General features: G+C 40.4%; 17 protein-coding genes. 15 read left to right on the forward strand and 2 right to left on the reverse strand.

Going from position 1 to position 15123, the window contains the following annotated elements; all coding sequences use genetic code 11:
* Positions 1–92: 92 nt before the first annotated feature.
* Both G602_RS30955 and G602_RS26220 read right to left on the reverse strand, forming a co-directional pair.
* Entirely contained in the window at positions 93–257 is a 165-nt protein-coding gene (locus G602_RS30955; protein ID WP_170832732.1) for a hypothetical protein, read from the reverse strand.
* A gap of 25 nt (positions 258–282) precedes the next feature.
* Positions 283–1500 (reverse strand): IS91 family transposase, encoded by a 1218-nt coding sequence (locus tag G602_RS26220; RefSeq protein WP_044931794.1) that lies wholly within the window; start codon positions 1498–1500, stop codon positions 283–285.
* A 272-nt stretch (positions 1501–1772) separates the two neighbouring features.
* On the opposite strand from G602_RS26220, the gene G602_RS0110865 reads away from it, so the two are divergent.
* The 15 genes from G602_RS0110865 (at position 1773) to G602_RS0110935 (ending at position 15097) form a co-directional block, all read left to right on the forward strand.
* Entirely contained in the window at positions 1773–2948 is a 1176-nt protein-coding gene (locus G602_RS0110865; RefSeq protein WP_026659021.1) for a MalY/PatB family protein, read from the forward strand.
* A gap of 43 nt (positions 2949–2991) precedes the next feature.
* Positions 2992–3144, forward strand: coding sequence for a YezD family protein (locus G602_RS29850; protein ID WP_196808652.1), 153 nt, complete (start codon positions 2992–2994; stop codon positions 3142–3144).
* Positions 3145–3169: 25 nt separating this feature from the next.
* On the forward strand, positions 3170–4357 hold the full coding sequence (locus G602_RS0110875) for a trans-sulfuration enzyme family protein (RefSeq protein WP_081675976.1): 1188 nt from the start codon (positions 3170–3172) through the stop codon (positions 4355–4357).
* 222 nt (positions 4358–4579) lie between these two features.
* The gene (locus G602_RS26225; RefSeq protein ID WP_049945178.1) at positions 4580–5179 is read left to right on the forward strand and encodes a hypothetical protein; all 600 of its coding nucleotides are present in this window, start codon (positions 4580–4582) and stop codon (positions 5177–5179) included.
* A 67-nt stretch (positions 5180–5246) separates the two neighbouring features.
* Complete coding sequence (locus G602_RS0110885; RefSeq protein ID WP_044931872.1) at positions 5247–6155, forward strand: radical SAM protein; 909 nt, start codon at positions 5247–5249, stop codon at positions 6153–6155.
* A gap of 10 nt (positions 6156–6165) precedes the next feature.
* Entirely contained in the window at positions 6166–6507 is a 342-nt protein-coding gene (locus G602_RS0110890) for a NifB/NifX family molybdenum-iron cluster-binding protein (protein WP_026659025.1), read from the forward strand.
* A gap of 16 nt (positions 6508–6523) precedes the next feature.
* Positions 6524–6952 carry a NifB/NifX family molybdenum-iron cluster-binding protein gene (locus G602_RS0110895; protein WP_026659026.1) on the forward strand — a complete coding sequence of 143 codons (429 nt, stop codon included), beginning with the start codon at positions 6524–6526 and terminating at the stop codon, positions 6950–6952.
* Positions 6953–6984: 32 nt separating this feature from the next.
* Positions 6985–7827 carry a nitrogenase iron protein gene (gene nifH, locus G602_RS0110900; protein WP_026659027.1) on the forward strand — a complete coding sequence of 281 codons (843 nt, stop codon included), beginning with the start codon at positions 6985–6987 and terminating at the stop codon, positions 7825–7827.
* Between the two features lie 22 nt (positions 7828–7849).
* Positions 7850–8602 carry an amino acid ABC transporter ATP-binding protein gene (locus G602_RS0110905; RefSeq protein WP_026659028.1) on the forward strand — a complete coding sequence of 251 codons (753 nt, stop codon included), beginning with the start codon at positions 7850–7852 and terminating at the stop codon, positions 8600–8602.
* 35 nt (positions 8603–8637) lie between these two features.
* Positions 8638–10122, forward strand: coding sequence for a nitrogenase component 1 (locus G602_RS0110910; protein WP_026659029.1), 1485 nt, complete (start codon positions 8638–8640; stop codon positions 10120–10122).
* Positions 10119–11474 carry a nitrogenase component 1 gene (locus G602_RS0110915; RefSeq protein WP_026659030.1) on the forward strand — a complete coding sequence of 452 codons (1356 nt, stop codon included), beginning with the start codon at positions 10119–10121 and terminating at the stop codon, positions 11472–11474. Before G602_RS0110910 ends, G602_RS0110915 begins: the two co-directional genes overlap by 4 nt.
* Positions 11475–11494: 20 nt before the next feature.
* Positions 11495–12496, forward strand: a complete 1002-nt coding sequence (locus G602_RS0110920) for a transporter substrate-binding domain-containing protein (protein WP_026659032.1) — start codon at positions 11495–11497, stop codon at positions 12494–12496.
* 20 nt (positions 12497–12516) lie between these two features.
* Entirely contained in the window at positions 12517–13221 is a 705-nt protein-coding gene (locus tag G602_RS26230) for an amino acid ABC transporter permease (protein ID WP_044931850.1), read from the forward strand.
* Positions 13218–13922: an amino acid ABC transporter permease gene (locus G602_RS0110930; RefSeq protein WP_026659033.1), complete on the forward strand. Its 705-nt coding sequence runs from the start codon at positions 13218–13220 to the stop codon at positions 13920–13922. Before G602_RS26230 ends, G602_RS0110930 begins: the two co-directional genes overlap by 4 nt.
* A 14-nt stretch (positions 13923–13936) precedes the next feature.
* Positions 13937–15097 carry a trans-sulfuration enzyme family protein gene (locus tag G602_RS0110935; RefSeq protein ID WP_044931852.1) on the forward strand — a complete coding sequence of 387 codons (1161 nt, stop codon included), beginning with the start codon at positions 13937–13939 and terminating at the stop codon, positions 15095–15097.
* The last annotated feature ends 26 nt before the right edge of the window (positions 15098–15123 follow it).

The raw sequence follows: 15123 nt of genomic DNA on the forward strand, positions 1-15123 counted from the left end.
TTTAATAGGAAATTTCGCCTTGGCGGCGAACCCTTGAATTAAAAGGCCCGGCAAGACCGGGCCACGCAAAGCGGAGGTATGTTGGTTTTGAATTACCAATCTACCTCATCAAAGAATTCATCATCTTCATGCATAAAGTAATCCATGTCGAGAAGGTCTTCATCATCCATCTCGCGGATTTCATTCGCCGACATGCCTTCCGGCGGGTTTTGGATGTATTTCTCTCTAAGCTTTGCTATTAGTTCTTTACTGGCCATGGCTGTTCCTCCTAGCATGATTTTATCATGCGCAGGAATACGAGGGAACACTACTGATTTTTGAGGATGGAGCTCTGCTTTTGGGACGGCATTTTCCCATTGCCTTTTCATATAAGTCTTCGAGAGAAACACGTTTGTGGTTAAAGCGCAATTCGAGAAATTTCATTGTGCTGCTGCACTTTGGACAACTCAATGGGTCATATCCGAATGCTGTCAGGATGCCTGAACGCCATTGAAGGAATGATTTAAAGAATGGTTTTTTGGAAGGGTGAATCAGCCGGTAAAGTTTTTTGTCTGATTCTCTATGGCGACCATATACACCATAGTAACGTATCATCTTAAAGTCTTTTTCAGGTATGTGCTGGATAAGACGCTTGATGAATTCCATTGAAGGTATGGTCTCAGTGACAAGGAGTTCGTCTTCATGCCTGTTGTAGTGGAAAGTAACAGTATCATGCTCTTTATCATAGGAGTCAATTCTTGAGAGACCGATTACAGGACGACCAAGGTAGCGACCTATATATTTTGATACTGTGCGTTTGTCAGCGAGAGTGGGTTTACCATAGACATAGAAGCCTTCTTTCTGATTTTTGTAGGAGAGAGCTTTTTCTTTTTTAAACAATGCTTTCTTATTGGGATCAGTAATACGATCTTCCATTAGATTCAGAAGAGCAGTCTGAAAAGCATGGCGCATATAGGGGTAACTGAAGAACTTTACTTTGCGCCAGAAGCCGGTGTCTCCAACACCACCTTCAGATATGAGGCAGTGGATATGAGGATTCCATTCCAAAGGACGACCAAATGTGTGAAGAACAAGGATGTAACCAGGTGTAAAGTTCTGACTCTTGTTGATTTTGTAGAACATCCGGTTAATAACACTGCTGGTAGCTTCAAAAAGACAGTTAAGAAGGTCGCGATCTTCGAGAAAGTAATGGCGTAATTCTTTTGATATGGTGAATACGCAGTGACGGTGCTGACAGTTTATGAGCTTAAATGACATAGCCTGAGCACGTTTTTGTGAATACATGGCACCACATGTAGGGCAGAATCTTGAATGACAACGAAAGGGAACAAATTTGAGAGTACCACAATCAGGGCAGCCGTACATAGCGCCGCCATAAGCAGGATCCCCGCAATTGATCATCTTATCGATGTTTTCCATTTCGGTCTTGCGGGGATGAAGAGTATATTGAATTTCTTCATAATGATCGCGGAACAGATCTTGTAGAGTATTTCGTTTCATAAAATCATTATGAATGAGTTGAGGCAAAAAACAACCCCACCCCTCATGATTGAGGGGCAGGGGAGTTGAGGTGCCGTAGGCACTTTTTTATGATATAGGAAATTTCTCCGAAATTCCTATATCATAAAAAGCGCTCCGCTATGGATGCGCACTCGCGCGATAGGAATATGTTGCCTTCAGCAACCGCGCTCGGCGCGAGAATGTCGCAAGCGACATTCTTTCTTGTATGGAACAATTATGACTTCAAATTATGAAAATAGATGAGGTTAAATATGAAGAATTATGACTTCGATGAAATAATAGACAGAAAAAACACATCATCGCTTAAGTACGATTTTGGACCGGAGAGAAAAAAGCGCGATGATCTCCTGCCACTCTGGGTGGCGGATATGGATTTCAGGCTTCCGCCTGAGATTATTGAAGATATAGAAAAACGAGTAAGGCATGGAATTTTCGGATATACAGATCCTAAGGATGACTACAGAACTGCTTTAAGAAACTGGTTTTTGCAAAGACATGGAGTTGTGATTAAAGACAATTGGAATGTAATTACTCCGGGGGTGGTATATGCGATTGCAACAGCAATAAGGGCATTAACCTACGAGGGAGATGCGGTTATAATTCAGCAGCCTGTCTATTATCCATTTGCTGAGACGATAAAGCTTAATGGAAGAAAACTTGTTAATAACCAGCTTATTTATAAGGATGGACGTTACGAGATCGATTTTGAGGATTTTGAAAATAAGATTGTATCGGAAAATGCAAAGCTATTTCTTCTATGCAGTCCTCATAATCCGGTAGGAAGAGTATGGACGAAGGAAGAACTGAAAAGGCTTGCGGATATCTGCAAGAAGCATGATGTGTATGTTTTTGCAGATGAAATTCATTCAGATTTTATCTATAGAGGAGTTAAACATACTTCTTATCTTGAACTCGGTGAGGAGTATACAGAAAAACTGATTATCGGAACTTCACCAAGCAAGACATTTAATATTGCAGGACTTCAGATTGCAAATATTATCATTCCGAATGAAGAAACAAGAAAGTCATTTCTGATTCATAATGAGGCAGCAGGCTATACTCAATGCAATGCAATTGGACTGGCTGCCACCATATCGGCATACACTAAGGGGGCAGAGTGGCTAGATGAGTTGATCGAATATCTTGAAGATAATGTTACTTTTTTAAGGGAGTTTCTGGCAGAAAAACTTCCTAAAGTACGTCTTATAGAACCCGAAGGAACATATCTCGTATGGCTGGATTTTTCGGATGTTACTGATAGTCATAAGGAGCTTGAAAAGTTGATTGTTGATAAAGCACATCTATGGCTTGATTCGGGAATTATTTTTGGAAAAGAGACTGCTCTTTTCGAAAGGATAAACATTGCGTGTCCAAGAAAAGTGATTGCACAGGCCATGGATCAGTTGTATGAAGCAATCAACAATTAAAGTGAAGCAGGCATGGTAATAGCTTGTAAGGGAGGAGATTATTATGGCAAAAGTTGGCGAGGAAAAGGAAGTTTCAAAAGAAGTATGGGACAAAATAAAAAAACAGGTTGAGAGCCTGAAATTCGGAACGGTAACAATTACTGTCCATGATGGCAGAATAACTCAGGTTGAGACTAGTTCAAAAGTAAGATTTTAATGACTAAAAAGAGGAGTGTTGAAATATGGATTGTAGTGGTTGCAATAAATGTACGGATGTAAATTGCAGTATAGAGACTAAATGTCAGCAGCTTGATAGAAACTTGCTGGATAAATGGGGAGCCATCAGTTTCCCTATTTATCAGACGGCGACCTTTGCCCACCCTGGACTTGGGGACAGCACCGGATTCGATTATACGAGAATGCAGAATCCAACGAGGCAGCAGCTTGAGTCTATAGTTGCCTACCTTGAGAACGGAAAAGATGCTATAGCTTTCTCGAGCGGTATGGCTGCGATTGCCACTATTATGGAGTTGTTTAAACCCGGAGATCATTTCATCATAGATGAAGATCTGTATGGCGGAAGTATACGTCTTTTCAACGAGATAAGCATAAAGAACGGCCTGGAGTATACAGCAGTAAGTCTTAGCAGTGAGGATATAAGGCCATATATAAAGGAAAACACAAAGGCAGTTTATCTTGAGACTCCAACAAATCCCATGATGAATGTGACAGATATTGCGAGGCTTACAGAGGTGACAAAGGAAAGAGGAATATTACTGATAGTGGATAATACTTTTTTGTCACCCTACTTTCAGAATCCTCTCAACCTTGGAGCAGATATAGTAATTCATTCCGGAACAAAATTCCTTGGTGGACACCACGATACCATAGGAGGCTTTGTTGTAGTTAAGGATGAGAAATTGGATGAGAGATTGAGATTTATCTACAAGACAACCGGTGCAGGGCTGTCGCCCTTCGACAGCTGGCTCATACTTCGAGGTATCAGGACATTGGCGGTTAGATTGGACAGAGCTCAGGATAATGCACTGGCACTTGCCAAATTTCTGAAGACTAACAAGCATGTGACAAAGGTTATATATCCGGGACTCCACGAACATCCCGGATATGAGATTATGAAAAAGCAGGCGAGAGGCTTTGGAGCAATGCTTACGTTTGAAGTAGACAGTGCAGAGTTTGCGCACTCAATTTTGAATAATGTTCAGCTTATCTATTTTGCTGAGAGTCTTGGAGGAACAGAGACTTTGATTACCTATCCGATTACTCAGACTCATGCGGATGTGCCAAAGGATCTCCTTGAAAAGAATGGAATTAATGACAGAGTGCTTAGGCTCTCTGTAGGTATCGAAGGGATAGCTGACCTTATCTGTGAGTTTAACCGCGTTTTTGCAATAGCAGAAAAAGAGGCATAAGGTAGAAGATTTTATTATACCCAGCCATAAGTAATAATTGATTTTCCGGAGTCGGTCTCTGTGCTAGAATTCATCTAACCTTAAAGATAACCGACCGGTCAACCGGAGGTTTACAAACACTTCATCTCATATGTGGAGTGCGTTGTAAGCCTCCGGTTTTCTTTTTCGAAAAAGGTAATTGTAGAGGGACATTGTTTTATAAAAAAGTGAGAACTATAGAAAATGATTATCAAGGCAGATTTTTTCAAGGGTTATGAAAACACAAAAGATCCGGAGATGGATTTTCGCAGAAGGGAAAGAGAAAAGGTCAGATTTTATAAATCAGGAAAGATAAGAACAGTTTATCTGAACGAGCAGACAACGTTCGAGACCATGTACGGTGAAATACCGGCGGAACTGATAACCTTCTACGAGGATGGGAATATAAAAAGAATCTTTCCCAGGTATGGAAAAATCGGAGCCTATTGGACCGAAAGAAACGAAGCTGAGATTACAGAGTTCATGAATTTGAAGGTGGGACAAAACACATACAGATGCAGGCCGCAATGTTTACATTTTTATCCTGACGGAAAGCTGAAAAGTATAACAATTTATAACAATGACAATCTGGTAATAAGGACGAAATATGGAGAGGTCAAAACTAATATAGGAGTTTCCTTCTATAGATCAGGGAAAGTTAGAAGTATAGAACCTGCTTTCAAAACTGAAATCGAATATAAGGGAAAGAAAATAAGACCCTTCAATTTTTTTGCAGATGGGATGCATGCGGATAACAACTCACTTGTCTTTGATGAGGAGGGCTACATCCTAAGTTACATATAAGGAATAAATGTACGACCAAACTTATATATATAAGTATGGAATGGCACATAAAAAGGGAGCAATGGAAATGGACAACAATACAAACACATTACAGGAATTAAACGATCCTCTGGAGCATATCTCGAATCAGCATCCCTGCTTTGGTAAAGGACCAAATCTTAATAAAGGAAGAATTCATCTTCCGGTAAGTCCTTCCTGCAATATACAGTGTGCTTTTTGTAACAGGACAAGGAATAAGGAAGAAAAAAGGCCGGGTGTAACTTCGGAAATACTTACTCCAAATGAGGCAGCAAAAATACTTGATAAGGCTTTGGAACTTTGTCCGCAGATAACTGTAGCCGGAATTGCAGGTCCGGGAGATACGCTGGCATCGGATTATGCGATTGAGACTTTTAGACTCATAAAAGAAAAACATCCGGAGCTTATAAATTGCCTGAGTACAAACGGACTATTGCTGGAGGAAAGAGCAGAGGAGCTTATAGAGGCAGGTGTAAAGACTGTAACGGTTACAGTTAATGCCGTTGATCCTGAGGTGTTAAAGCATATATGTCTCTGGATAGTGAAGGATGGAATAACTTACACAGGTGTGGAAGGGGCAAGAATTCTTATTGAGGCGCAGCTACGAGGCATTAAAAAGATAAAAGAACTCGGAGCAATGGTAAAGGTTAACACAGTTCTTTGCCCTGGAATAAATGATGACCATGTTGAAGAGGTTGCCAAAACCGTGTCTGAGCTTGGAGCAGATTTCATGAACATTATCCCGCTAATACCTACACATAAGCTGTCACATTTGCAGGAACCGGATTGTATGATGCTCCATGAGGCCAGAACCAAGGCAGAAAAATATATAAGGGTTTTCAGACATTGCCAGAGATGTAGAGCAGATGCGGCAGGCATTCCCGGCAAGGTTGAGATATCAGATCAGCTATATGACATAAAGAAGCTTAACGTTAACAATACATTTTCACATGGATAAGGGGACATAGATGAAATACAGGATAGCGCTGGCAACATACAGCGGGGAGACAATAGATCTCCATTTTGGGAGATGTACAAGGTTCCAGGTGGCAGAAGTTACAGACAATATCTCTTGGGATTACATAGATGAAATAGATACAGGTATTGCCTGCATAGGAGAGTGTGATCATGAGAATATCTCAAGGGTAGCTGAACAATTAAGTTCCTGCAAATATGTTCTGGCATCGAGAATTGGCCCCGGAGCAGCAAGAATCCTCTTGAATAACGGAGTTAAGGCTCTCGAAATAGAGAATGAGATTGAGAATGCAATAGAAAAGCTCATGGCGTATGACAAAGTGCGTAGTGCCTGATACGAAAGGATAGCAGATGAGTTATAAGGTGGCAGTAACAAGTAGTGATGGAAAGCAGGTTGATCTGCATTTTGGAGAAGCTGACAAATTTCTGATTTATACGGTATCGGATGACGAGAGTATTACCTTTTCAGAAACAAGAATATATGACGAGAGTAAGAAATCAGACGGAGAATTACATGAGGTAACGGCAGGTAATTGTGCAGGATCCGGCACAGGATGCAGAGGTGGTAATGATAAAAAAATCGAGCTGATAAAGGACTGCAGGGTAGTTCTTTCCGGGAAGATAGGTTTTGGTATTGCCAAGAGACTGGAGCTTAACAGGATCAGGCATTTTGAAATAGATGGTGACATTGAAAAGAATCTTAGGGCTATTACTGATTATCTGGGTAAGCAGGACAGGCATGAGAGCCTTAGGAGAAGTAAGGAAGGTAGCACGCTTTAATAGCATAAAAAATACGGAGGAGAGATGAAAAAATGGCAGAAGTAAGGCAAATTGCAATCTATGGAAAGGGTGGAATCGGAAAGTCTACAACAACACAGAATCTTACAGCAGGTCTTGTTGAAAAGGGGCAAAAAGTAATGGTTGTTGGATGTGATCCAAAAGCAGACTCGACAAGATTACTGTTGGGTGGCCTGGCACAGAGAACAGTTCTGGATACCCTGAGAGAAGAGGGAGATGATGTGGATCTTGACAGCATCCTGAAAGAAGGATTTGGAGGAACAAGATGTGTTGAGTCCGGAGGACCGGAACCGGGAGTTGGCTGTGCAGGACGTGGAATTATTACTTCCATAGGGCTTCTTGAACAGCTTGGAGCTTACACGGAAGACTTAGACTATGTATTTTATGACGTACTCGGCGATGTAGTTTGTGGTGGTTTTGCGATGCCTATCCGTGAAGGAAAGGCACAGGAAATTTATATTGTAGCAAGTGGAGAGATGATGGCGCTGTATGCAGCAAACAATATTTCAAAAGGTATTGCAAGATATGCAAAGACCGGTGGAGTGAGACTTGGAGGCATTATCTGTAACAGCAGAAATGTAGACAGAGAGCTTGATCTGTTAAGAGCCTTTTCAAAAGAGCTTGGAACAAAACTCATATATTTTGTTCCTCGTGACAATGTAGTTCAGCATGCAGAAATCAATAAGAAGACTGTAATTGAATATAAACCTGAATCTAATCAGGCGCAGGAGTACAGAAATCTTGCAGAAGCAGTTATGAACAATACAGATTTGGTAATACCAACTCCCATGACACAGGAGAAGCTTGAGGAAATCCTTTCGGAATTCGGACTTATGGCTGACGACTATCAGATCTAAGAAAGACCTATGGAGATTGACTATGCTGAAAATAGATGGGCTTAAGAAAAGCTTTGGAGATAATCGGGTTTTAAAAGGGGTATCTCTCGAAGTTGATAAGGGGGATGTAATCGTTATTTTGGGGCCTTCAGGTTCCGGTAAGACAACGCTTCTCCGCTGCCTTGATTTTCTGGAGTATGCAGATGAGGGGAAAATGGAATTCGATGATATAAACGTAAACCTTAATCACATATCCAGAAAAGATATAAAGAAAATAAGAAATAAGCTTACCTTTGTTTTCCAAAATTATAATCTGTTTGCCAATAAGACTGCACTCGAGAATGTCACTGAGGGACTTATTTATGGAAGAAAAGTACCAAAGCAGGAGGCTATAGAGATTGGGAAGCAGATGCTGGATAAGGTAGGACTTAGTGAGAGATATAACTACTATCCCAGTCAGCTCTCAGGGGGGCAGCAGCAGAGAATCGGGATAGCGAGAGCAATGGCTCTAAAACCGGATGTAATTCTTTTTGATGAACCTACTTCTGCTCTTGATCCTGAACTGATAGGTGAAGTGTTAAGCGTAATGAAAAAGCTGGCAAAAGAAGGAACAACGATGGTTGTTGTAACGCATGAGATGAACTTTGCGCAGGATGTTGCTAATAAGATTATTTTCATGGATGGCGGAGTTGTTCTGGAAGAGGGAACACCAAAGGAGATATTTACCTGTCCTAAGGAGGAGAGAACCAAGCAGTTCCTTAAGAGGATACTGCCTGAAGATGATTATGTAATTTGACTTTGGCTGATTATAGCCAATTGAGCGGAGGAGCAATGAGTATAAATTTAAACATATCAGCAGTAGAGATGAGAGATAAAAGACTAGGCGCTATTACTTCTTATCATGGTGATGCGCAGACTCTTCTTGAATTGTCTGAGGATAAAAAAGTACCTGTCACAACAAGATCCTATAGTCAGTGTAGTGCCTGTTCTGAAGGATGCGCAGCTACTCTTACATACTATGTGAGAGGAGCAGCAATAGTAGCACATGCACCTATCGGGTGTGATGCACAGATTGCAAGTCAGAACTATGCCGCAAAAGCAGCATCAATTAACAGACACATTGAAGAAATCCATGCAATCAAATTTTTGAGTACGAATATCAAGGAAAAAGACACGATTTATGGTGGCCTGGAGAAGCTTAGGAATGCTATTCAGGAAGCTTATGACAGATTTAATCCGGAGGTTATTTTCGTAACATCATCCTGTGCATCCGGAATTGTAGGAGACGATATAGAAAGTGTTGCAGATGAGAAGGAAAGTGAACTGGGAATACCGATTGTACCAATATTTTGTGAAGGCTTTAAGTCAAGAGTATGGACTACAGGCTTTGATGCTGCATATCACGGAATCTTAAGAAAAATCGTAAAGGATCCCAAGAAGAAACAGGAGAATCTTGTGAATATTTTCAATTTCCAGGGGATTCCGAGCTTTAACGATCTTCTTGGAAAACTGGGACTTATCCCGAATTATCTCATCCCTATGGCTACGGTAAAACAGCTCGAGGAGATGTCGGAAGCAGCGATATCGGTTCATATGTGTGAAACGCTTGGAACATATGTATCCGCAGTATTAGAAGAAAAGTACGGCGTACCAGAGGTAAAGGCACCTGCACCTTTTGGTATTAAGTGGACAGATGAATGGTTAAGGGCTGTGGCAAAAGCTACAGGTAAGAGTGATCTGGTAGAGAATCTGATTGAGAGTGAGCATAAGAAGATTGAGAAGGAACTTGCGGAAGTAAGGGAAAAACTTAAAGGAAAGAAAGTATATGTATATGCAGGTGATTCTTTTGCACATAGTATAGGTAATCTTGTGCAGGATCTTGGAATGACACTGGTTGGAATGACGACTCTGCACCATGATCAGAAGGTTGATAATGAAAATAAGGAAAGATTAAATACACTGAAAAATCTTATTGATGAGAGAGGTAATATTCCTGAGTTTTCTGTATGTAATCAGCAACCTTATGAAGTTATAAAGATTTTAAGGAGGCTAAAACCTGACTTTATGATTGCAAGACATCAGGGACTAACACCTCTTGGAACTAAACTTGGAATACCAACAATAAACGAGGGAGATGTAAATGCAAGTGTTGGCTATGAAGGCCTGGTGAATTTGGGAAAGAGAATTATTGAGGCAGGAAGAACATCTAAATTTGAGCAGAACATAGCAAAGCATGCAAAGTTTCCATACAGCAAATGGTGGCTGGATGAGGAACCGGATCCATTCTATTTTGAAAGGGAGAATAAAGCGAAATGAGTGTATTTATAGAACAACCAAGATTTTCCTGTGCTCTTGCAGCACAGCAGACAGTGCTTGCAATACCGGGTGCTGTTCCTGTAATACATGCGGGACCGGGATGCTCTGCCAAAGCACATAGATCTATAGCAACAGAGGCAGGCTACCAGGGAGAAGGCTTTTGCGGAGGTAATGCTGTTTCATCAAGCAACACTGGTGAAAAAGAAGTTGTTTTCGGTGGTGAAGGAAGACTTAGAGAAACAATAGACGGAGCACTTAAGGTCCTGGATGCAGATTTATACGTAGTTCTTTCAGGGTGCACTGCAGGAATTGTAGGAGATGACAGTGTACATGTGGCAGAAGAATTCAGACGAAAAGGATATCCGGTGATTGGAACGGAGACAGCCGGTTTCAAGGGGAATAACTACGCAGGACATGAAATTATTGTAAAGGGGATAATAAATAAATTTCTGGAGGAGGAAATAGAACCTCAGGTCAGGAAAGGTCTTGTGAATGTCTTTTCCGTAGTGCCATATCAGGATCCCTACTGGAGGGGAGATCTTCATGAGATAAAGGCACTTTTGGAAAAGTTGGGACTTGAAGTGAACATTCTTTTTGGCTACGAATCCAAGGGAGTTGCAGAGTGGAAGGATATTCCAAATGCGGAGTTTAACCTCATTATTTCTCCTTGGGTAGGAAAAAGTGTAGGCGAATTATTACAAAGAAAGTTCGGAACCCCTTTTCTTCACTATCCTGTTTTCCCTGTTGGCGCAATAGAAACAAGTAAGTTTATCAGAGAGGTTGGTGAGTTTGCCAAAATACCAAAAGAAGTATATGAGGGAGTGATTGAAAAGGAGGAAGATGTTTTTTATCAGTATCTTATTTCCTTAGCTGACTTTATAGCAGAGTTTAGAAATAGTCTGCCCCATGAGTTTTTTGCGGTAGGAGACAGCCTGTATACTCTTGGTGCCGCAAGGTTTCTTACAGAGGAGCTCGGTTTTATTCCTAAGGGAATTTATGCAATAGATGATGTCCAGAATAAAAAAGCAAAGCAGCTTGATGAACTTGTAGCTTCTCTTGGAGATGAATATAAGGATGTATTTGTACAGGAGTCTGACGGTGGTCTTATTGTAGCTGACATTAAGGATAAGCTTGATAAAGACAAGAAGACTCTGTTACTTGGAAGTATTTGGGAGAGGGATATTGCAGATGAATATAAGTTCCCTCATGTATACCTGAGTTACCCTGTTTATGCGCATGTTGTAGTAAACAAATCCTATTTTGGATATAAGGGGGGACTTAATCTATTGGAGGATGTATATGATTCCGTTTTCAAGAAGGGAATTGTTACAAGAACAACAATAAGTGTTTGAGAAAAAGGAGGAGAAAAATTATGAAGAACAGAATTGTTGCAGGAATTATCACAGGAACACTTACATTATCTACGGTGCTTGCCGGTTGCGGAGCACAGAGTGCAGGAGCTGCTAATAATGAAGCAGTAAGTGCTGATTCTGATAGCGCAGAGGATTCTAGTGTAGAGGATGCAGGAGCAGAGGAGGAAGTAACAGAAGCTGATGATAAGGCAGAGACAGAGGGCCAGGGTGATGTAAGAAAGATACAGATCGCCTTTGCACAGGCCGGAGTTCCATTCAGCTATGTTGACGAGGATGGAAACTATACAGGTTATGATATCGAAGTTTTAAGAAAGGCCGACGAGCTTATTCCGGAATATGAATTCGAGTTTGTTCCAAGTGAGAGTGGTGAGGCCAGAACCGGAGCGCTGGAAGGCAAGTATCAGATAGCAATAACAAACAGCTTTTGGACACAGGAAAGAGCAGATAACTATATTCTTCCGGAGCAGTTTCTGGGAGCATCGATTACAGCTCTTATTGTAAGAAAGGAAGACGCGGATGTTACTACATTCGAGCAGGTATCTGATAAGGGATATAAGCTGGCACCTATCCAGGCAGGAGATGGAATGCTCTATGTTGTTCAGGAATACAATGATAATCATCCGGATCAGCAGGTAGAGATAACCATAGTTGATAAGATAGATTCTGCAACAAATTACAGCTATCTTGCAGAGGGTAGATATGATGCCCATATAGGTGTTTATTCAAGTTATGAGAAGACCATCGCTAATGAGGATGGTGAGCTTCACGAAGCATATGGCGATATTCTTACAGCATCACCTTATATCGCAGTTAAGACATATACACTGATCAACAAGCAGGAAACAGACCTTGCGGAGAAGCTTGAAGCTGCATTAAAGACTCTTTATGAAGATGGAACTTATGCTGAAATTTCAACTCAGTTCTATGGAGAGGATGTATTTGCATATCTTCCTGAGAATGAGGATGCGGACAGAGTATATGTAAATGAGAAAAAAGACTAATAGATGGTAAGGGATAAAAAATGATTGGCTTCAACATAACAAGGTTTTTTGATACGTTTCAAAAATTAATAAAGTATATTCCACCAACACTGATGATACTTTTATTTTCTCTTTTGTTTGCATTTATACTTACACCATTGTTGGTGTGGATGAAGCTTGGAAAAAACAGGATATTACGGAAATTTTCCAACGGCTTTACGACAGTTATGCGATGCACTCCGGTTTTGGTTATGCTGTTTCTGGTCTATTACGGACTTCCAAAGCTCTTTAGTGTGTTTGGCATTGACCTTAATAAATTAAGCAGATTTGTATTTGTGGTGATTACTTTTTCAATCCTATATGCAGGTTTGTTTTCTGAAATTGCAAGGAGTGCATATGAAGCTATTCCTCATGGACAGGAAGAGGCTGCTCTTTCTGTAGGTCTTTCAAAATTCTGTACCATTAGGAGAATCATTTTCCCGCAGGCGCTGGTAATTGCAATTCCCAATTTGGGTAATGCAATTATCGCGCTACTTAAGAATTCATCGTTGGCATTTACTATAGGCTTTATGGAACTTATGGGGGGAACAGAACAGATATTAGCACTGAGATTCGGAACTTTTCCTCTCGAAGCATATACGGCACTTGCACTTATTTATTGGGGCATATGCATTTTGCTGGAGAGAGTTTTTAAGTGGTGTGAAGAAATTACTGAAAGAAAGATGAAAAGGAGCTATATGTCATGAACCTGCAGTTTATGTCTAGAACGTTTATTGCTTGCCTTAAAGGTATACCGACAACTTTGATTATTGTTTCATTGACAATCCTTATTTCAACTCCTTTGGCAATACTGGTCGGAATAGCAAGATATAAAAAGATAAAGGTGCTTCATCAGATTCTTAGTGTTTACACTTCTTTTATAAGAGGTACACCGAGCATTCTTCAGATATATCTTGTATATAATACGGTTCCGAGTATGCTTGCTATTTTCTTAAAAAACATAGGGAGTGAAGTAAACGTATTTGACCTTAATCCAATTATTTATGCTCTTATTGTTTTTGTTCTAAACATCACTGCGACTTTTTCAGAAATAGTAAGATCGGCTCTTATGACGGTTGATAAGGGACAATATGAGGCGGCACAGACAGTAGGGCTTTCCAGACTCAGAACATATCAGAGGATTATATTTCCACAAGCTATAGTTTCAGCCATTCCTAACATATGCACGCTTATAGTGGGACTTATAAAAATGACATCTCTTGCTTTTGCCATGACCGTTCAGGACATTATGGCTATAGCAAAGATTGAGGCCGGAAACAGCTATAACTATATTGAAGCTTATATTGATGTATTCATTATTTATTTTGTTCTTTGTATTTTAATTGAGGCAATTTTCAAGCGAATTGAAGTAAGAACAAAAAGATTTAAATTCCAGACAGCTACTTGATTTAGGAGGAAGACATGTCAAATGAAAACAGTCCCTGTACAGTCAGGGAAAACACGCTTATAGCGAGGGGAAGTGGTGCTTTTGATGAGACAGGCAGTATAAGTGTTCCTATATACAGAAGTGCAACTTATACACATAACACCCTGGAACACAGAAAGGATGCTTTCTACTATTCAAGATGTAATACTCCTACCAGAAGAGCGTTGGAAAAACAGGTGGCAGCTCTTGAACATGGTAAGGATGCTCTTGCAGTGACCATTGGTCTTGCGGCTATGGATATAGTAATAAGACTCTTTGAACCCGGAGATCGTGTGATTGTATCAAGTGACCTTTACGGTGGAAGCTACAGATTGTTCAGCGAAGTATATAAAAAGTATGGTATTGATTTTGATTACGTGGATACCTGGGATATAGATAGTGTGAAGAGGGCTGTTACAGAAAAGACGAAGGGCTTTTTTGTTGAGACTCCGTCAAATCCGATGCTAAGAATAAGCGACATCAGGGCAATTTCCAAAATAGCAAAAGAGAACAATGCACTTCTTATTGTGGATAATACATTTCTTTCGCCTCTTTTTCAAAAGCCGATAGATTTAGGAGCAGACATTGTAATACATAGTGCGACAAAATTCCTCGCAGGACATAACGATGTTCTTGCGGGGATTATTGTAACTGCTACTGAAGAACTTAGGGAAAAGCTTTATTTCTATGTGATGTCAGTAGGAAATGCTCTGTCACCGGATGATTCCTGGCTTACGCTAAGGGGAATAGAAACATTATCGGTAAGATTGGAGAGACAACAGAAAAATGCATGTTCATTGGTGGTTTTTTTAAAAACGATTCCTTCGGTTAAAAAAGTATATTATCCGGGTGATAAAAATCATCCGGATCATGAACTTGCGAAGACACAGCAAAGCGGTTTTGGAAGTATGATTTCTTTTGAAATAAAGGATGCAGATAAGGCATCTGAATATTTTGAAAAATTCAAGATTATATACCAGGCCGGAAGTCTGGGAGGGGTTCAGTCACTAATAAATATTCCAAATGCATCTCTGCAATGTCCCATTCCGGAAGAACAAAGGGCACATACCGGTGTCTCGGATGCTATTTTCAGATTATCGGTTGGAATTGAAGATATTGATGACTTGAAAGAGGATTTGGCACAGGCTCTTAAATAATTACCTGAGAATTACTATTGGAGGAG

The organism is Butyrivibrio sp. AC2005 (assembly GCF_000424145.1).
Lineage (GTDB): Bacteria > Bacillota > Clostridia > Lachnospirales > Lachnospiraceae > Butyrivibrio.